13 protein-coding genes are annotated in these 17,823 nt (G+C 68.1%); 2 read left to right on the top strand and 11 right to left on the bottom strand.

Annotated elements, in window-relative coordinates; genetic code table 11:
• Positions 1-5 precede the first annotated feature (5 nt).
• The 11 genes from tssG to ACFOGJ_RS19720 form a co-directional block, all read right to left on the bottom strand.
• Positions 6-1,001, bottom strand: coding sequence for a type VI secretion system baseplate subunit TssG (tssG, locus tag ACFOGJ_RS19770; RefSeq protein ID WP_379903763.1), 996 nt, complete (start codon positions 999-1,001; stop codon positions 6-8).
• Between the two features lie 5 nt (positions 1,002-1,006).
• Positions 1,007-2,815, bottom strand: coding sequence for a type VI secretion system baseplate subunit TssF (tssF, locus tag ACFOGJ_RS19765; RefSeq protein ID WP_379903761.1), 1,809 nt, complete (start codon positions 2,813-2,815; stop codon positions 1,007-1,009).
• Positions 2,812-3,288 carry a type VI secretion system baseplate subunit TssE gene (gene tssE, locus ACFOGJ_RS19760; protein ID WP_379903759.1) on the bottom strand — a complete coding sequence of 159 codons (477 nt, stop codon included), beginning with the start codon at positions 3,286-3,288 and terminating at the stop codon, positions 2,812-2,814. The genes tssF and tssE overlap by 4 nt, the downstream gene beginning before the upstream one ends.
• 110 nt (positions 3,289-3,398) lie before the next feature.
• A complete protein-coding gene (locus ACFOGJ_RS19755; RefSeq protein ID WP_379903757.1) occupies positions 3,399-3,938 on the bottom strand; it encodes an Hcp family type VI secretion system effector in 540 nt (179 codons plus the stop codon).
• 227 nt (positions 3,939-4,165) lie between these two features.
• Positions 4,166-5,623 carry a type VI secretion system contractile sheath large subunit gene (gene tssC / locus ACFOGJ_RS19750; RefSeq protein WP_379903755.1) on the bottom strand — a complete coding sequence of 486 codons (1,458 nt, stop codon included), beginning with the start codon at positions 5,621-5,623 and terminating at the stop codon, positions 4,166-4,168.
• A gap of 35 nt (positions 5,624-5,658) precedes the next feature.
• Positions 5,659-6,234: a type VI secretion system contractile sheath small subunit gene (gene tssB / locus ACFOGJ_RS19745; RefSeq protein ID WP_379903753.1), complete on the bottom strand. Its 576-nt coding sequence runs from the start codon at positions 6,232-6,234 to the stop codon at positions 5,659-5,661.
• Between the two features lie 189 nt (positions 6,235-6,423).
• Positions 6,424-7,578: a type VI secretion system protein TssA gene (tssA, locus tag ACFOGJ_RS19740; protein ID WP_379903751.1), complete on the bottom strand. Its 1,155-nt coding sequence runs from the start codon at positions 7,576-7,578 to the stop codon at positions 6,424-6,426.
• Between the two features lie 26 nt (positions 7,579-7,604).
• A complete protein-coding gene (locus tag ACFOGJ_RS19735; protein WP_379903749.1) occupies positions 7,605-12,641 on the bottom strand; it encodes a type VI secretion system protein in 5,037 nt (1,678 codons plus the stop codon).
• A 74-nt stretch (positions 12,642-12,715) separates the two neighbouring features.
• Complete coding sequence (locus ACFOGJ_RS19730; RefSeq protein ID WP_379903747.1) at positions 12,716-13,558, bottom strand: DotU family type IV/VI secretion system protein; 843 nt, start codon at positions 13,556-13,558, stop codon at positions 12,716-12,718.
• A gap of 39 nt (positions 13,559-13,597) precedes the next feature.
• Positions 13,598-14,956 (bottom strand): type VI secretion system baseplate subunit TssK, encoded by a 1,359-nt coding sequence (tssK, locus tag ACFOGJ_RS19725; protein ID WP_379903745.1) that lies wholly within the window; start codon positions 14,954-14,956, stop codon positions 13,598-13,600.
• Positions 14,957-15,038: 82 nt separating this feature from the next.
• Positions 15,039-15,506 carry a hypothetical protein gene (locus ACFOGJ_RS19720; protein WP_379903743.1) on the bottom strand — a complete coding sequence of 156 codons (468 nt, stop codon included), beginning with the start codon at positions 15,504-15,506 and terminating at the stop codon, positions 15,039-15,041.
• Between the two features lie 536 nt (positions 15,507-16,042).
• Between ACFOGJ_RS19720 and ACFOGJ_RS19715 the strand changes: the two genes are divergently transcribed.
• Entirely contained in the window at positions 16,043-17,254 is a 1,212-nt protein-coding gene (locus tag ACFOGJ_RS19715) for an SPOR domain-containing protein (protein ID WP_379903742.1), read from the top strand.
• A gap of 83 nt (positions 17,255-17,337) precedes the next feature.
• Entirely contained in the window at positions 17,338-17,814 is a 477-nt protein-coding gene (locus ACFOGJ_RS19710; RefSeq protein WP_379903740.1) for a hypothetical protein, read from the top strand.
• Positions 17,815-17,823 lie beyond the last annotated feature (9 nt).

Here is a 17,823-nt window from a genome sequence, read left to right as displayed (position 1 = left end):
TTCCCTCACATTTTCAGGTACTGGACCATGCGGACCCGCGACATGGCATCGCCATGGCGGGTGGCGTCATGTGCCAGCCAGGTGGTCCAACCGAGTTGCGGCGGCGCCTTCCGCGACAATGTCAGCGGTCCGACATCCGCCCCCTTCACCAGCAACCGCAGCTCCGTCTGGATGGTGCGGTCGAGATAGAAGCGCAGGATAGAGGCGACCCGGCGGAACAGGCCGCCGGTCGGCAGGTATTCGCGGAAGGTCGCCAGCGGCAGCGGCCCCAGCACCAGGCCGATGGCATTGCTCTGCGACCAGAACCGGGTGCCGACCACCGAGGTGGAGCCCAGCCGGTTGTTCTGGCGGCGCCGGCGGCCGACGATGGTCTGCTGGCGCCGGTCGATCGCGATCCACATGCCCACCAGCTGTTCGACCCGGGCCGGCACGCCGAACAGCCCGCCGATCACCCGTTCCAGCGCCATCGCGCTGTGCGGCTGATGCGCGAGCAGCCCGGCATAGCGCAGCAGCGCCGGGTCCGGCACCCGCAGCCGGTCGCGCATGCCGGTCAGCCCCATGCCGAAGGCGGAGAACAGCACCCGCGAGAAATGCGTCTCCTCCGCCGGCTGGTTCATCAGCTCCGGCCGGTGCAGGCGGCGCACCCGGTGCAGGATCGAGATCAGGCGATGGTTGAAGATGTCCAGGAAGGCGGCAATGCCGGTGTCCTTGGCCCGAACCCGATGCTCCACCAGCTCCGCATAGGGCGGCGGCAGCGGCCCGTGCGCGCCGGCCAGGGTGAAGGCGGTGACCTTCATCACCATCGGGTCGCGCGGATCGTCGGAGGGATCCAGGCGCTCGATATCGCTGGTCGGGAAGGACAGCCGGGTGGAGCCGGAGAAGCGCACCGCTTCCCGCCGCACCAGCGAGGAGCTGCCCACGGGGCGACGCTCCGGCGCCATCAGTTCCAGCAGCCGGATCGCCTGGTAGAGTTCGAAGCGGTACGGCTCCTCGCGGAGCAATGCCGCTACATCAATGCCTTGTCGCCAACGATCGGTGGCCATCGCTTCCAGACGCCTTCGCGCTGCGTGCTCACCAGGGTGAGTTCGGTAAAGCTGTTGATGGCCGCATAGAGCGCGAAGAAGCGGTTCAGGATGCTGGCCAGCATGTAGGGATTGCCGCCGACGAAGTTGCGCTCGTCGACTTCCAGGGTGATGCCGGTGCCGCTGCAGAAGCCGCGCCAGGCATCGGCGCCGATGCGGCGCACGATCGGCCGGCAGCGCACCGAGCGGATGCCGCGGATCTCCTGGTCGGCGGCCGGTTTGTGCGGCGGACAGTACAGGGTCAGGATTTCCTGCAGCGCGCGCAGCGAGGCCTGCTCGTTGGACAGCGACAGGTGGTTCAGCGACAGCTGCGATACCAGTCGCCACAGGTCGCGCCCGTCATAGGGCTGCGTAATCGGCGGCGTCGGCCGGGTCAGCAGCATCACCTCCGCCGGGATGTCCTGGTCGGCCTGCAGCACCGCCCGCGGCGGCAGCTGCTCCGCCAGCACCCGGTTGGTGCACAGGGTGCGCACGGTCGCCGTTTCCGCCGCCGGCCGGGCGGCGCGGAAATTCTCCTCGATGAAGCTGATATAGGTGTCGGTGCCCGGCAGGCCGCCGCGCGCCGCGGTCGGCGCGGCGAACCAGAAGACGCTCGGCTCGGTGCGGGCGAAGTCGTGCTGGAACGAGAAATAGGGCTGCACCTCCACCGCCTCCGGCTGCGCCGGGGAGGAGATCGAGACCGAGAGCACGGAATGGATCTGGTAGTGCATCTCGCCGCCCAGCTCCGGCACCACCAGGAAGCGGCTGCGGGTATGGTCGATGCGGATCGGCTCCGCGGTCTTCGGGAACAGGTTGATGACCGGCGTGCAGCCCAGCCGCAGGAAGGTCTCGTCCAGTTCCAGGCGCGAGCGCGGCGGCGCGTTCAGCCCCAGCAGGATGTCCACCGTGTCGAGCGCCGGCCGGCGGTCGAGCTGCAGCAGGTCGAAGAACAGGAACTTCTCGGGGAAGTGGAAATATTCCTGCAGGAAGCCGTAGGCGCGGTGGGTGTAGGGATGCTCGTTGAGCACCGCCTCCTCGTCGGCGAAGCCGACCTCGCGCACCACGTCGCCGGTGACCCGCACCCGCTGCTCGCCGTCGGTGGAGGCGAAGTAGACCTGCTCCACCGTCGACAGGATGATCTCGTGCAGGTCCATCGCCTGGCGGCGGTCGCCGGCGATATGCACCCGCAGCTTCTCCAGCGGCAGGGTGGACAGCGCCTCCCCCACCCCGGTCATGCGAATGCGCAGCACGCTGGCCACGCGGGAGGCGTCGAAGAAATCGAAGGCGGCCACCGGTACGATCGACACGTCGACGATCTCCACCGGCCGCAGGTCGACCTCGTAGCAGGAGCGGAAGCGCACGAAGGTGCGGTCGTCGGCGCTGGCATAGAAGGAGGTCTGCCGCGGGACGGTCAGCCCGGTGGGCGGCGGCGGCGCGTCGGCGGAGATGCCGAAATGCGCGATCGCCAGCGGCGGCACCGGATCGCAGAGATGCGGATAGAGGATCCGCAGCAGCGCCGAGGGGACTTCCGGGAACTCGGCATGGATGCGGTTCTGCAGCCGCGCGGTGAGGAAGGCGAAGCTTTCCAGCAGGCGCTCCACCTGGGGGTCGGTGCTCTCGCTGCCGCCGAGGTCGAGGCGCGAGGCGAGCTTCGGATATTTCCGGGCGAAGTCCGCGCCGGCACTGCGCAGATAGTCGAGCTCCCCGTGGAACAGTTCGATCAGGTCTTCGTCGAAGCTGCCGCGCAGGGTCATGAAATGCCGTCCTGTCCGCCCACGGTCACCGGGAAGGAGAACTGCTCGCGCACCTTGCCGGCGACGATGGTGCCGCTGATGAAGACCTGCAGGCCGGACTTGGAGCGATCCTTGGGCACCGTCTCGACATGCACGTTCTGCAGCCGCGGCTCATAGGCCTTCAGCGCCGCGGCGATGTCGCGGGACACCGACTTCTGGTCGTCGATGCTGCCCGGACTGTCCAGCACATGGTCCGACAGGCCGAAGGTGAGGATGGTGCCGTCCAGGCCAAGCGCCTGGAGGTCCTGCCGGTCGCGCGAGATCGGCCGCCGGCAGTTGAGGATCCGCTGCGCCTCCCGCGCGATGGAATCGGTGAGGCCGTCCAGATCGTAGAAGCGATAGGGCTGCGGCTCGCTGGGCCGCTTCGGATCGTCGTCGACCAGGCGGTCGAACAGCAGGACTGGTGCGCCCGGCGTGTATGTCGTGCGTGCCATGACCCCCACTGCACCCAGAAGGTGCGCCCCCTTGAAACCCCGTCAGGCGGACGAACGGGGCCGGGATCGCGTGATCCCGGCCCCAGAGCGTCCGATCGGAAAACGTCGGATCAGGCCGACTTGCCTTCCAGGAAGTTGTAGCCCCAGTTCTTGGAGCCCTTCGCGGTGGCCGTCTCGTCCTGCTGCGTGTAGGTGTCCTCGATCTCGCCCGGCTGCACGGTGATCTGCTCCACCGGCATGTCGGTCCAGCCGCCGGTCTTCACGCCGGCGACCATCGCCTTCTTCAGGGTCACTTCGCGGATCTTCTTCGCCGCGCCGCCCTCATAGCGGACCCAGGTGATCTTGATCGAGTCGATCGACTTGCCCTGGACCAGGTTCTTCGCCCAGCCGGTGGAGGACAGGTCCATCACCTTGGAAATCACCCAGTTGCTGGTGGAGGGCTTGCCGGCGGTGCGGCCGCCCGAGCCCTTGGAGGCGTCGCGCAGCGGCATCGTCAGTTCGGCCTCGACATTGAAGGCCACGATCTGATCGGCGAAGCCGTCGGTCTTGGACTCACCCTTCAGGTCGGAGCCCGCGTCGATGAAGATGTACTCACCACCGTCCATCGGGACATCGGTGACCTGGGTGTAGCTGTTCTCGGACTGTGCCATTGTCTTCGCTCCTTTGCTTCGCCGCCTGCCCGTGTCGGGTCAGACGGTCCCCAAGATAAAATCCCCCTGCGAAGGGATCCGTGGACGGATCCCCTCCAGTCCCCGTAGGCGGGGCCTTTCCCCAAAGGCGGGGCGCATCTGTCCCCGCTACTGGCCTCTCCGGGGACCCGGCCGGCTGCGTTCCGGCCGGGTCCCTGAGCCGGCGAAGGTCGGACTGGCGCCGGGCCTTACGCGGCCGGCGGCGGCAGTTCGGACACCAGCCGGATCGAAGCGGACAGCTCCTCCAGCTGGAAATGCGGCCGCAGGAAGGCGGTGGCCGTGTAGACGCCGGGCTTGCCCGGCACTTCCTTCACGTCCACACGCGCCTCGCGGAGCGGGAAACGTGCCTTGGATTCCTGGCTGGCATTGTCGTCCAGCAGGACGTATTGGGAGATCCAGGTCTGCAGGAAGTTCTGCACCTGGCCGGCGGTCATGAAGGAGCCGATCTTGTCCCGCATGATCACCTTGAAGTAGTGGGCGAACCGCGACGAGGCCATGATGTAGGGCAGCATCGCGGAAATCCGGGCGTTCGCATTGGCGAAGTCGGTGTTGTAGACCTTCGGCTTGTTGGCCGTCTGGCCGCCGAAGAAGGCCGCCTTGTCCGTGCCCTTGCAGTGCACGAGCGAGATGAAGCCCAGGTCCGACAGCTCCTTTTCGCGCCGGTCCGTGATCGCGATCTCGGTCGGGCATTTCAGCGCGATATCGCCCTCGTCGGTGTGGAAGGTATGCGCCGGCAGGCCCTCCACCAGGCCGCCACCCTCGACGCCGCGGATCGCCGCCGTCCAGCCATACTTGGCGAAGGCGTCGGTGATGCGCTGGCCCAGGACGAAGGCCGGGTTGCCCCACAGGTACTTGGAGTGGTCGCGCCCGTCGACATCCTCGACGAAGTTGATCTCCTCGACCGGCACAGTGTCCGGCCCGTAGGGCAGGCGCAGCAGCGCCCGCGGCAGGGTCAGGACGACATAGCGGCTGTCCTCGCTCTCCCGGAAGGAGCGCCACTTCAGCAGCTCGGTGCTCTCGAACAGCTTCGCCAGGTCGCGCGGATTGCCCAGGTCGGTGAAGCTCGGCAGGTCGAACAGCTTCGGCGAGGCCGCCGCGATGAACGGTGCATGCGCCGCCGCCGCCACGCCGGAAATCATCTCCAGCAGGGCGATGTCCTTCGGATGACGGCCGAACTCGAAGTCGCCGATCAGGCAGCTGAACGGGCTGCCGCCGAAGGTGCCGTACTCTTCCTCGTAGAGCTTCTTGAACAGGTTGCTCTGGTCGAACTCGACCGCCTTCTCCAGGTCCTTCTGCAGCTCGTCCCGCTTGATCGGCAGGAGGCGGAGCTTCAGCCGGGTGCTGGTCTCGGTGTTCATCACCAGGAAGGACAGGCCCCGCCAGGCGGATTCCAGCTGCTGGAATTCCGGGTGATGCATGATCTCGTTCAGCTGCAGGCTGATCAGATCGTCCAGCTCTGCGATGCGCGCGTTGATCAGGGTCGCCGCATCCTTGGTCGGCGTCTCCTCGTCGGCCAGCACCTGATCGACGAACGCGGTGATCAGGTCGGACGCATAGGCCTTCTGTTCGTCGGTGGAGGCCATATGGCCTTCTTCGATGATCTGCTCCAGGATTCCGCCCGAGCTGCTCTGCTGTGCCTCAGCCATTCCCTGCTATCCCTTCACTCTGTAGGACCTGGCCCTCAGGCCCGCGGCTCTTCCGGATTGTCCTCGGACGGGGCGTCGCCGTCCGTGCTGTCGTCCTCGTCCTCCTGGGCCGGTGCCATGGAGGCCACCGCGGAGCGCACCTCCTGCTGACGCTCGGTATTGCCGATCACGTCCGCCAGGATGCCGTCCAGTTCGTCATTGCCGTCCAGCTTGGCCAGCAGGTCGTTCAGCTTGCGCCGCGCCTTCAAGAGCTCGTTCAGCGGCTTCACCTGGCCGATCACGTTGACCGGGTCGAAGTCTTCCATGTTGCGGAAGTTGACCTCGACATTCAGCTTGGTGCCGTCATTGGCCAGCTTGTTGTCCACCTGGAAGGCCGCACGCGGCGCCAGGGAGGACATCACGTCGTTGATGTTGTCGCGGTCGATCTCCGTGAACTTGCGGTCACGAAGCTTCTGCATCGGCACCTTCGACTTGCCGGTCAGGTCCGACATGATGCCCACGACGAAGGGCAGTTCGCGCTTCTCGATCGCGTCACCGATCTCGACGTCGTAGGTAATCTGCACGCGCGGCGGGCGTACCCGGGAAAGCTTTTTCTGAGTGCTTTCGGCCATTTTCCCTCTCCTCTACCGGTTCCGATCGTCCGTCGCGGACTGTCCCGAGCGGCAGGACCGGACCCCCATGACCTGGTGCGGAAACCCGCAACCAACCTTGCCTTTCGTCACTCTCGCACCGACGCTCCGGCCTTGCAATGAACCATGTATAGGCGGATCTGGGCGAAATCTTGGAGACTTCATGACAAATTAGTCTGTTGTCGGTGACCCTCCTTCGCCGAGCCCCATCAGGCGGAACAGATGGTTCCGCTGTCTTTCGTCGTCGACGAGTTCTTCGAGAAGGTCGGTGAACGACATGTCGCGGAAAGCGATCGCCCGCCGGACCAGATAGGGGGTCGGGCTATGCGGATCGGCTTCCATCAGATAGTCGGTGGCCGCCTTCAGCATGGCATAGGCGTCGTCGCGGCTGGCCAGCCGGAAGGCGCCGCCCGACTTCACCGTGCGGGCCGTGGCCCCGGCGGCGGGCGCCTCTGGCGCGGCCTCGCCCTCGGCCGGTACCGCCGCGTCGTCGGGCGCCGGCGCGGGCTCTTCCTCCGCCTCCGGCTCCTCCTCTTCCTCGGGGCGCTTCGCCAGCTCCTGGTCGAACCACATCTTGAGCTCGTCCAGCTCCCGCCCCACCTTGCGCAGGGCGGGCGCGCCGTACTTGCCGAACTTGGCGTCCAGCACGTCCGACATCTCCTTCAGCGCGGCCTGCGTGTCGGCGATCTCCGCCAGGCGCGCCTTCAGGAACGGCAGCCCGGTCAGCGCCACGCTCTGCAGGATCTTGTCCTTCGTCGGGATGCTCTCGTCGTCGGCATTGTCGACGGCCTTGTTGGCTGCCAGGGCCTGCTCGCGGCGCACCGCGTCGCGCCACTGGATCCAGGTATAGTCCTCCGCCATCGGATTGCCGGGATCGGTGATCGGCATGAACAGCAGGGTGAAGGGCAGCTGCTCGTCCATCCATTCCAGGATCCGCTCGCGGGCCTCCAGGTCGTCGTCATCGTCGATCTCCGGGAACATCCCCTCCCAGAAGCGGTCGGAGATCCCGGCGATGATCCGGAAGCCGTGCTGCAGCCCGTCCAGGAACCAGGCCTTGCCCATCGCCTCGGTCAGCCATGCGGCCAGCTGCAGGTCCTTGGAATCCTTGGCCAGCGCCTTCGCGCAGCGATCGATGACGTTCGACCAGTTCGCGACTTTCAGGGGCTTCTGCCAGACCCCTGTCGGCAGGTCCGGATTGTCCTCGCGCCGGGCCTCCTTGATATCGTCATAGACCGGCTCATAGAACAGCGACCGGCCGGCCGGGGACTCCCCCGGGATCGGCGTCAGGATCTTCTCAAGGTCAACGACCTGCGCGGCTTCGGCCATCGTTCCTCATCACAGTCTCTGCGGCCCTAATTGCCGTCGAACAACCGGCGGAAGACGCCGTCCGGCGGGGCTGCCGGAAAACCGTCCGCGCGCCTGTAGAAGGCCCCGTCCAACTCGCCCGAAGGCGGCGCCGGCACCCGTCCGTCCTGCGGCCCGAAGACGCCGCTGCGCGGCCAGAGCCGCTGCGCGTCGTAGGTCAGGCCCTGCGGTCCCTGCATCGGATAGCCATCGCCGCCATAGCCGCCCTGGCCATAGCCACCCTGGCCGTAGCCCTGGCCGTAGCCACCCTGGCCGTAGCCACCCTGGCCATAAGCACCCTGGCCATAAGAGCCCTGGCCCTGGCTGCCGTCCCACTGCCGCGGCTCGCGCCACGGCCGTCCGGACCAGGCGGCCCGCTCGCGCTGCAGCCGCGCCCAGGCGGCATCATAGGCGTCCGCCGCCCAGCCGCCGCCGGGCGGCGGGTCGTAGCCACTGCCGGCCGGCCCCAGCGGATCGAGGTCGCCGACGACCGCGGGCGCAGTGTCGCGCCACAGGTCGTACATGGTGAGTGCCGAAGGCGGCCGGCCGCCGGCCGAGCTGCCCGAGCCGCTGGTCGATGTCGACTGGGTATTGCCGCTGCCCCGCCAGGAGGAACTGCCTGCAGCGCCGCTGCCAGACGTGGTGCCGGCACCGGTCGGCGCGGCTCCCGTGCCGCCGCTTGCCGTGCCGCCGCTTCCAGTACCGGCGCCGCCCGTACCAGTGCCGGTGCCGGTCGGATAGATCGGCCGCGGACGCCCGGTCGGCGCGGCGGCGCCCTGCCCGCCCGCCGGCGTTCCGGCAGCGCCGCCGCTGCCCGCCGGCAATGCCTGGGTGCTGACGGCGCGGCTGGCGGCGCCCGCAGCGGCAGTTGTTCCGCTGCCGGATGAGGCGCTGGCTGCCGACCCGGCGGCCGGGCTCTTGGGCGACGGCGCCGCGGTCGGGAAGTCCGGGACCTGGATCCGCGGCGTGCCCTGGTCCTTGGAACCGAACACGGTCAGCTCGATGAACAGGCGTGCGGCCTTCGGCAGGCTGTCGGCGGGCAGCGGGTCGGAATCCTCGTCCGGATCGGTGAACGGCTCGATCGGGATGTCGAACTGCAGGACGGTGCCGGTGCTGCCGCTGTCCGGCCCCTGCAGGTCGGACGACATGCGCTGCGCGCTGAGCAGTTCGAACAGCGCCCAGTCGCCCTTGTACTCGAAGCTCGCGGTGCGTTCGGCGATCACGAAGTTCGCCGGCGAATCCTTGCCGCGGCTGGGGCGGGTCTGGCCGTTCAGCGCCCAGGTGAAGGAGACCGTGATCGGGTCGCCGAACTTCCAGGGCAGGCGGTTGGCCGCGGTGAACTGGTCAACCTTGGTCGAGCCGGAGCTGAGCGACCATTCCACCAGCTGGCCGGCGCCGATCTCCAGCTGGCGTTCCGCGCGGAAGCCGACCTGCAGGTCGTAGCTGAAACTGGTCTGGCTGCCCTGGCCGGTGATGCCGGCCGCGAACACCTCGTTCACCGCATCCATCTGGTCCAGGAAGCTCAGCGCCGGCTTGCGGACATCGGCGGCGACATTCGCCCAGCGGGCGGGATCGCCGGCGCCCTGGTTCATGTAGACGTTGAACTGGTTCAGGTAGCGCAGCACTCCGGACAGCGAGGCCTCGCCGCCCTGTCCCGCCGCGGGCGGCGCGGCGGCGAAGGGGAACTGCCCGGCCAGGTTCCGGTTGAAGGCATTGGCGATCGCGTCGAAGCCGCCGGCGACCTGCAGGTTGGCGAGGTCGAAGCAGCGCGAGGCGAAGGCCGAACTCAGGCTGCGCAGCTTCGCCACGAAGAAGTCCTGCGCGTCCATGCCGGCGAGGTCGGCGACCGCCGGCTGGCAATTGGCGGAGCTGACTTCGGCCATCGGCCCGGAGATGTAGTTCTCCAGCTGGACGATCGGGCTGTCGGGCACCTTCGCCTGGTAGCGCGACAGGTCCTGGCTGATCTTCGTCCACTTGGTGAGCACCTGGATGTCGACGCCGGCGACATCCACCCGCAGGTTCAGGAGGTAGATCAGCACCGGCTCGGCATAGTTCTGCGCGATAAAGGCGATGCGCTGCCGCTGCAGACCGAGATAGCCGGTCAGTTCGCCCTTGCCGGATACGCCATAGGCCTGGTAGGCGGCGCCCGCGCTGCCGTCCCACCAGCCGAAATCGCCGCTGCGCGGCTCGTAGGCGGAGGCCTGCTTCAGCAGGTCGTCGGCACCGCTCAGGATGGAATAGGCGCTCTGCGCCTGCAGGCGCTGGATCTGGTCGCGGAACCCGTCGGCGCCCAGGGCGTCGAAGAAGGCGATGATGCGGTCCAGCCGGGTGGCGGCCTGGGAGAAGTTCTCGACCCGCTGCGCCACCAGGGATTCATAGCCGAGACTGCCGGAGGAATAGGGCAGCCGCTGCAGGGTCGCCGCCTGCGCCACGCTGGAGATCAGGCGGCCGGCGATCTCGCGGTTGATGATCCGGCCGACGCCGCCGCTGCTGGCGCCCCCCGTCGCACCGCCGCCCGATCCGCCGCCGCCCGACCCGGCACCCGAGGACTGGAGTTCCAGGGTCGCCAGTCGGCGCGAGGCATCGACCGCATCGTCCAGGGTCTGGATGTCCCACAGCACATAGGTCCCGGGCGGCGGGCTGGTCGGCAGTTCCACCGCGGTCATGCCGCCGCCGACCGACGTCGCCGCCAGCAGGTTGGGCAGGCCGCTCAGGCGCTGGTCGAGTTCCTGCAAGGCCGGAGAGACGGTGATGGAGCCGTTATTCTCCACGAAGATCGGCCCGATCGTGCGCGAAACGGTCTGCAGCAGCGCAGACCGGAAGTCGGTATAAGCCTGCCGCGCCTGGGACTGCAGCGCATCGGCCACGTCCGGGCCCAGCAGGGCGGTCGCCCGGATGCGGTCGGTCACCGAACCGAAGGTGCCGCCCAGGTCGAGCTGCGGGCCGAGCGCCCAGTCGTAGCGGCCGCTCTGCACGCTCGCCTTGATCTGCAGGGCCAGGGCTTCGGTCTGCTTCAGGATCTGCAGGCTGGAGATCGGTTCCCGGGAGACGCCGGCCTGGTCGATCAGCTTGACCAGCTCTTCCGCGTTGCTCAGCAGGTCGTACCGCCCCTGCAGGTCCGCGAAGAAGGCCTGCGACAGGTCGGCGATCCCCTTCTGCGCCTGCTGCTGGTAGTCGGTCACGTCGATCGGCGTGATCCGGCCCCGCGCACCGTCGAACAGCTGTGAGCCGACATTGGCGAAGAACTGGTCGCTGAGCTGCAGGCCGTAGAGATATTCCACCACCGAAGAGACGGCGAATGTGCTGTCCGCGGTCCGCAGCGAGTTGTACAGGTCGACGTTCCGGCTCAGCGCCTGCAGGTCGGAGACATAGTCGGTCAGGATCGCATAGTCGGGATAGGGCGCGAACTGGCGCGGGTCGTTGGCAGCCGACTGGCTGCTGCCGCTGTTGGCCGACAGGATGTCCTGCTTCTCGGTCTCCGCCTGGTCCTCGATATTCTCCAGCCGGGCGACAAGGCTGTCGTGCATGCTGCGGAACAGGATCACCTGGAATGCCTGGTCCAGCATCCGGTCGACCTCGTCCGGCAGGGTGGAGATCCAGGAACCGGGAACGGCGAGCGAGATCAGGTTGCTGCGCTCTGCATCGCCCAGGCTCAGCAGCAGCGGCAGGGTCGACTGCTCCAGCAGCTTCTGGTCGGGCCGCAGGCCGGCGGCGCGCGCCTCGTCCAGGCTGCGCACCTTGCGCAGCACCCCTTCGGCGACGTTGGACAGGTCCTGCGTGGTGCGCGACAACCAGGTGTCGGTGTACCAGACGCCGGCAACGGCCAGCACAAGCAATGCCGCCATCGCGCCCTGCGCCACACGCACATTGCGGTTGCTGGACAGCAGGCTCAGAGAATAGGGCCGCGCCAGGGCGTATTCCGGGAAGATCTTCCGGTCCAGCAGGCCGCGGGCGAAAATCGGCGTCATGCCACCGCTCTGGGTGCCGAAGTCCCGGATGCTGAACTCGTCGGCGACCTGGCTGCCATAGGGCGTGCCGGTCAGGTAGATGCCGCGCAAGGAGCCGGAGCGGTTGTAGGCGGACACCCGCAGCAGGTTGGCCAGGAACGGGCGCAGCCCCTCTTCCATGCGGCGGATCGAGCCGGGGAACAGGAAGGCCTGTCCGCTGTCGCCCTCCTCGGCGGAGACGGCGAGCGCCTCCACGATCGCCTCGCTGACCTTCTCGTAGATCGTGTCGACCGCCTCGCCGGTCCAGGTCGGCACGAAGGCGCTGTCGGGCGAATAAGGGCTGGACCAGCCCAGCGCCTCGTCGCGGGTCTGGTCGCCGAACAGGGCGGCGGCTGCGCCGAAGCCTTCCAGCGCGTCGCACTTGCTGATCACCAGATAGATCGGCAGCTGCATGCCGACCCGGTTCTGCAGGCGGCCGATGCGCCGGTGCAGCGCCTCCGCCTTGGCCATCACCTCTTCCTTGGACAGCCGGCCGGAGCCGACGAAATCGGTGACCGGCACCACGACGATAAGGCCGTCCAGCGGCCGTTCCGGGCGGTAGTTCTGGAACGCCTGAATCAGGGTGTCCCAGGGCCCGGTATCGCTGGCCGGGTCGTCGCCCAGGCCCAGCACGTCGCCGCGGCTGTCGATGATCGCGCCGCGGTCGAAGAAGTACCAGTTGACCGGCTCGCTCTCCTGGCCCTCGCGCAGGGCGCGACCCATGCCGACGGAGCGCAGCAGGGTCGACTTGCCGACGCCGCTCTCCCCCAGCATCAGGAAGACCGGCGCGGCATATTTGTAGTCGCGGCCCGGGAACACCGAGCGCAGCCAGCGATGGGCGTCGACGAAGGCCTCGCGGATCGCCTGCGGCAGGAACGCATTGGCCGGCTTCGGCGCTTCCTCCTCCGCCTCCTCCGGCACGCCGGCGCGGCGCGCGCCGAACCGCCAGAGCTGCCAGATCAGGAAGGCGCAGCCCAGCAGGATGACGACCGCCAGGACGATCCACAGCCAGAGCGGCAGCGGACCCAGCGAGAGGACGAAGTTGCGGATGCCCTCCATCGCTCAGCCCATCCACGCCGCGTCGCGGCCCGGTTTCAGCACGCAGGCAGGGGGCGGATAGGAGGCCGCGTCCGTCATGCGCCCCCCATGGCGTTCAGCACCTGCTGGATCTTCGGGCTCAGGTCGGAGGTCTCGAACTCCCAGATGATCTGCGACAGGATCACGTAGACCACCGCGATGATCACGCAGCCGACGATCCAGGGCCGCACATAGGGCATGCGCTGCGGCATGCCGCCCTGCTGGGTGTGGCGGTAGACCTCGCCCTGCATCACCTCGCCGGCAGTGTCGATGCTCGGCTCCCGGTCATAAGCGATCAGGAACAGCCGGCGGCGATAGTCCGACAGGATCGGCGCGGCGTCGCGCTCGCGGTAGCGCCCCTCGAAGCCCAGCGCCAGCACCATCAGATAGGCCTTGGCGATGTCGGCACGGCCGTACTGGTAGGCGCGCAGATGGTCGTCGATATCGTGGAAGATGGTCTCGCCCGCCGTCTTCGACCCGAACAGCCGCGCCTCCAGCGGGTTGCGCACCCAGTCGTCGCGGCCCGGCCAGGGGAAGGACAGCATCACGTCGTCGGCGAAGGCCGCCATGACATAGATGATGCGGGAGAAGATGCGGGTGCCGTAATTGCCGCCCCGGCCGGCGAAGTCCAGGCTCTGCTGCTCCAGCGCGGCGACCAGGTGGGAGATGATCGGGTTGATCCGTGAGCCGCCCGAAGCGACGCCTGGCTTCGGCTCCGCCTCCTGCTGGGCCGGTTCCGCCGGCGGCAGGCCGGGCTGCGGGACGGCCGGCGGCGGGGCGTCCTCCTCGTCCACGAGTTGGCTCGCGTCCAGGTCCTGCGCCATCGCGCGGGCCTCACGCACCTCCTCGTAGAACCTGCGAAACTGACCGATAACGTCGAGTTCAGCCGCCGTTGCCATTCATCAACCCCGCGTCCGCGAACCGGCCCCGCCCCTGGCCTAGGCTCCCCCGGACTTCCCCCTGTTGCTCAGGTACAGGATCAGCTCCTGCGGCTTGTGGCTCGCGATCCGATCCAGCGTGTTGGACACCTCCAGCACCCCGTCGCGATCGATGAAGTTCGCATCCGCCTTCACCGCGAACAGGATGATGCCGCGGGTCTGCACAAGCTCCATGCTGACCTCGCGGTCGATCAGGGTCCGCGATGCGCCCAGCATGCGCCGCTCGCGCAGGCCCTGGACCCGCTCCCGGGTGCCGACCACCGCGGTATTGATCCAGGACACCACATCCTCGTCGCGCTGGCCGGGGCGGGTGCGGGCACCGATGATCAGGTTGCCGCTGTCCCATTCCGGCCGCAGCTGGATGGAGAAGCCCGTCGTCTCCTCGTCGAAGACCACCGTCAGGTAGTTCTGGTGCACCCGGTCGAGGCACTCGTTGATATAGTCCAGCGCCTCCTGGAAATTGGCGCGGATGTTCAGATGGTCGTAGGTCTTCAGGGCCGGCGGCACGAGCGACGGGCTCAGGGTCGACAGCGCGCCGACCAGGTCGCAGAGCGACAGGAACAGGTCGAAGGGATGCGCCCGCCCGGATCCGGCCAGTGCCTCCAGCCGCGGCAGCATCGCGGTCAGCGACGCCACCGTGATCCGTACGGCGGCGGCCTCGCCCTCGCGGGATTCCGCCTCCAGCCCGCGGGTCCGCTCGCGCAGGAACACCGCCTTCTCGCGGATCCGCCGGATCACCGTGTTCAACGCCAGGCCCAGGCTCGACGAAGGCGCGATGCTCAGGCAGGGCGGCACATAGTCGGTGATCTCGAAGACCTCGTTGCGGCGGGTCACCTCCGCGATCGGCAGAGAGACGAACTTGCGCGACGGGTCGTTGGTCACCAGCAGACTGAAGGCCGGGCGCTGCCGCATGATGCGCTCGCCGCCCTCGCCGGAATGGATGTCGGCGACGGCCTCGCCCTCGCTCGCCTCGTAGCGCGCCAGCTCGCCCTGGATGCGCTGGTCCTCGTTGGCACCGCCCATCGCCGGGATCGCCGCGAAGATCTTCATCGGCGCCCGCCGCAGATCTTCGGCATAGGGGCGCAGGTCGACGGCGAAGTCGTCCGGGTTCTGGGAGGCGAGCTGGACCACCGCGCCGTCCGGCATGATCAGGTCCAGGCCCTGCAGCCGGATCATTCCGTCCAGCAGAAGGGCCCGATCGACGTCGATGTTCACGACGCCGAAGGCATAGGGGTTGGCGGTCCGGACCCGGTAGTTGACCAGCCGTTCGGTGCGCAGCGCCGACTGCTGGAAATGCTGCGGGACCAGCAGCATTCCCTCATGCCAGTGGACTTCGTGCGGGACGCCCGGCAGCCTCATGCCCAAGCTCTCATGGTCGACACTCTCTGGATCGACGGCCTGCGGGACTGGCGCGCCGGGCCGCGCAAGCGCTCGCGCGCGGTCACGACTGCCCCCCCGATACCGTGAAATTCTGGGCCTGCAGAAGGACCACCGGGTTCTCGAACTGGCCGAGCATCGCGCGATGATCGCCCGGCGTCAGGTACTCCGCAAACACGAAGATCGCATCGTAGTCCAGACGTCCGAAATAGTTCAGGGAGACCTGCGGCGCCGAACGGCCGGGAACGACCTCCCGCGACCATACCGTGACATTGCCGGGATTGGCATTCAGGAACTGGTCCTTGTTGGCGAACCAGTTCGTGGCGGTTTCCTTGGACAGGGTCTCCACCAGGGCGGTGGTCGAGACGGCGACGACGTCCACACGGGTCGCATAGCCCTGGTTGGCATCCGACGCCGCCTGGAAGGATACGGTCGAAACGCTGACCTGCGGCACCACGCGCGGCAGGGAACATGCTGACAGCGAAACGGCAGCAATTGCCGCCACGACCAGCATCGCAAGTCGCCGCATCATCAGCGGTTCCCCCTGTTCAACCCCAACCATGGGCACAATGTGCCGCCCCCCGCTGGCAGGGGTGCGACCGTGAAGGCCCATTCATGATTCATGCCGCAACCCAACGGCTTGCCCATGGCCGTCAGCCACGCCACGCTACAGTTGCATCCTCGCCTTGTACATCCCGACTGTTACGATTGATTGGTTATGCGTCGCGCCGATACGGACATTCGCATCTGCGCGCGGCAACAGGGCAACACCCCCTCTTAACAACGTGCAATCGCGGCGGCCTTATGGCATCACTGTTTCAACGGTAGACGGGCCCGTCGTCCGGCCCGACCGGAAACGCCGAATGTCCGGCGCTCTGCGCCGCAACCGACGCCGCGCCCCGCCGGCCGGTAGGCGCCGGCGGCTGGTGCCACCGGGGATCGGGGTCCGGCGATCGGGGTCCGGCGATCTGGGTCCGGGGACCGGGTCCGCAGAGGGCCGGTTTCCTTTCGGGGCCGGCAATCGCTTTGGCCAGTGTCTAAGGGCCGCATGCAACGGGTTCGGGTCGCATGAAGGGCAAGATCGGCATCGCCTTATTCGTCGTGGTGTTCCTGCTGGTCGTGGTGCTGACCCTGGTCGCCGGCATCCTGATCGGCGGCGACGGCGTACCGAGCCAGGTCACCTCGCAGGGCAGCGCCTCCAAATCCACCCAGGGCCAGACGGCACAGGGTCAGGCCACTCAGGGTCAGACCCAGAACGGCCAGACCCAGAACGGCCAGACACAGAACGGCCAGACGGCTGACGGCTCGTCCCAGAACGGTCAGAACCAGAGCGCGCAGTCCCAGGGCGGTCAGACGCAGGGCGGCCAGACGCAGGGCGGCCAGAGCCAGAGCGGCCAGAGCCAGAGCGGCCAGAGCCAGAGCGGCCAGAGCCAGGGCAGCCAGGCGCAGGGTGGACAGCAGGCGCAGTCGGGGCAGTCTGGCGGCAGCCAGAGCCAGGGCGGCCAGGCCCAGCAGGGCGGGCAGAAATCAGCCGGGTCTTCGCAGTCCGGCGGTTCCCAATCCGGCGGGGCCCAATCCGGCGGGGCCCAGTCTGGTGGGTCTCAGTCCGGTGGATCTCAGTCCGGTGGCGGCCAGACGGCAGCAAGCCAGGGCGGATCGGGCCAGGGCGGATCGGGCCAGGGAGGATCGGGCCAGGGAGGATCGGGCCAGGGCGGCGCACCGGTCAGCCCGGTCTTCACCAGGGTCTATGCCCCCGACACCGTCGGCTATCTGCTGCAGTCGATCGAGCCGGCCAAGGACGCCCCGGCGGCAACGGATGCGGCCGGCGCGGCGAAGGATGGCGCCGCCGGCAGCGCCGTCCCGTCCAGCCCCGACGGCACCGGGGCGACGGCGGGGTCGCCGCAATCCATCCGCACCTACACGCTGCAGACCGGCACCTTCGCCAGCCGCGACCAGGCCGAGGCCATGGCCAACACCCTGCTGCAGCGCCAGTACAAGGCCTACATGGTCACGATCGAGGACAACCTCTCCGGCCCCACCTTCTATGTCCGGGTCGGCCAGTTCAATTCGCTCTGGGCGGCACAGGATGCCCAGGCCACCCTGCGCAATTTCGACGGCATCCCCGCAGAGGTGATCCGGATCAAGGCCGAGCCGCCGAAGCCCGGCGCCGCGCAGGCGGCGGCACAGGCCGCGCAGGGCGCGGCGCAGGCCGCCGGCCAGGCGGCGCAGGATGCCGCGAACAGCGCAGGCCAGGCGGCGGGCGGCGGCGGACAGAAATGATCACATCGCGGCGCTACCGCCGCCACGTTCCGATCCCCATTTCCATGGCATCGCCTCGACAGCCCAACTGACGGACAAGACCCATGGACCCTGTCTGGACCTACCTGCAGGCCTTGTGGCAGCAGTCGCCACCCGAAACGCTGGCGCTCTTTGCCGACGTCCTGCTGACCGCCATCGTCCTGGTGGCCGTGGTCGTGATCTGCAGCCGCCTGCTCAGCCGTCAGCGGCGGCTGGAGGAGGCGGCGACCGCGAGCCAGAAGGAGATCGTCGAGCGGCTCGAGACGGTTACCGTGCTGCTGGAGCAGAAGCTGACCGACGCCGCCGAGAAGCTGAACCGCGACATCGCGGTGATTGCCGAGGATGCACGCGAGGCACGGCGCATCGGCCGTTCGCTGCCTGGCCAGCTGGAACGGATCCAGGCCGGACTCACAGCGGCGCAGGACGAACTGCTGAACCAGAGCGTGGCGAAGTACCAGGCCAACGAGGCGATCCGGACCGCACTGACCGGCAAGCCCGCGGCCGCCGCCGAGCAGAAGCGGTCAGGCAAGGGCGGCAGCTGAAGCCCCGGC

It is taken from the genome of Marinibaculum pumilum, assembly GCF_042646425.1.
Lineage (GTDB): Bacteria > Pseudomonadota > Alphaproteobacteria > Ferrovibrionales > Ferrovibrionaceae > Marinibaculum > Marinibaculum pumilum.
This window is presented reverse-complemented; position numbering and strand designations above follow the sequence as displayed.

What these genes read in the sequence shown, in the direction of transcription:
- tssB (WP_379903753.1), bottom strand. Translation starts at nt 6,234, where the DNA reads ATGGCCGAAAGCACTCAGAAAAAGCTTTCCCGGGTACGCCCGCCGCGC.
- tssK (WP_379903745.1), bottom strand. Translation starts at nt 14,956, where the DNA reads ATGAGGCTGCCGGGCGTCCCGCACGAAGTCCACTGGCATGAGGGAATG.
- ACFOGJ_RS19755 (WP_379903757.1), bottom strand. Translation starts at nt 3,938, where the DNA reads ATGGCACAGTCCGAGAACAGCTACACCCAGGTCACCGATGTCCCGATG.
- ACFOGJ_RS19730 (WP_379903747.1), bottom strand. Translation starts at nt 13,558, where the DNA reads ATGGCAACGGCGGCTGAACTCGACGTTATCGGTCAGTTTCGCAGGTTC.
- tssF (WP_379903761.1), bottom strand. Translation starts at nt 2,815, where the DNA reads ATGACCCTGCGCGGCAGCTTCGACGAAGACCTGATCGAACTGTTCCAC.
- ACFOGJ_RS19735 (WP_379903749.1), bottom strand. Translation starts at nt 12,641, where the DNA reads ATGGAGGGCATCCGCAACTTCGTCCTCTCGCTGGGTCCGCTGCCGCTC.
- ACFOGJ_RS19720 (WP_379903743.1), bottom strand. Translation starts at nt 15,506, where the DNA reads ATGATGCGGCGACTTGCGATGCTGGTCGTGGCGGCAATTGCTGCCGTT.
- ACFOGJ_RS19710 (WP_379903740.1), top strand. Translation starts at nt 17,338, where the DNA reads ATGGACCCTGTCTGGACCTACCTGCAGGCCTTGTGGCAGCAGTCGCCA.
- ACFOGJ_RS19715 (WP_379903742.1), top strand. Translation starts at nt 16,043, where the DNA reads ATGAAGGGCAAGATCGGCATCGCCTTATTCGTCGTGGTGTTCCTGCTG.
- tssE (WP_379903759.1), bottom strand. Translation starts at nt 3,288, where the DNA reads ATGGCACGCACGACATACACGCCGGGCGCACCAGTCCTGCTGTTCGAC.
- tssA (WP_379903751.1), bottom strand. Translation starts at nt 7,578, where the DNA reads ATGGCCGAAGCCGCGCAGGTCGTTGACCTTGAGAAGATCCTGACGCCG.
- tssC (WP_379903755.1), bottom strand. Translation starts at nt 5,623, where the DNA reads ATGGCTGAGGCACAGCAGAGCAGCTCGGGCGGAATCCTGGAGCAGATC.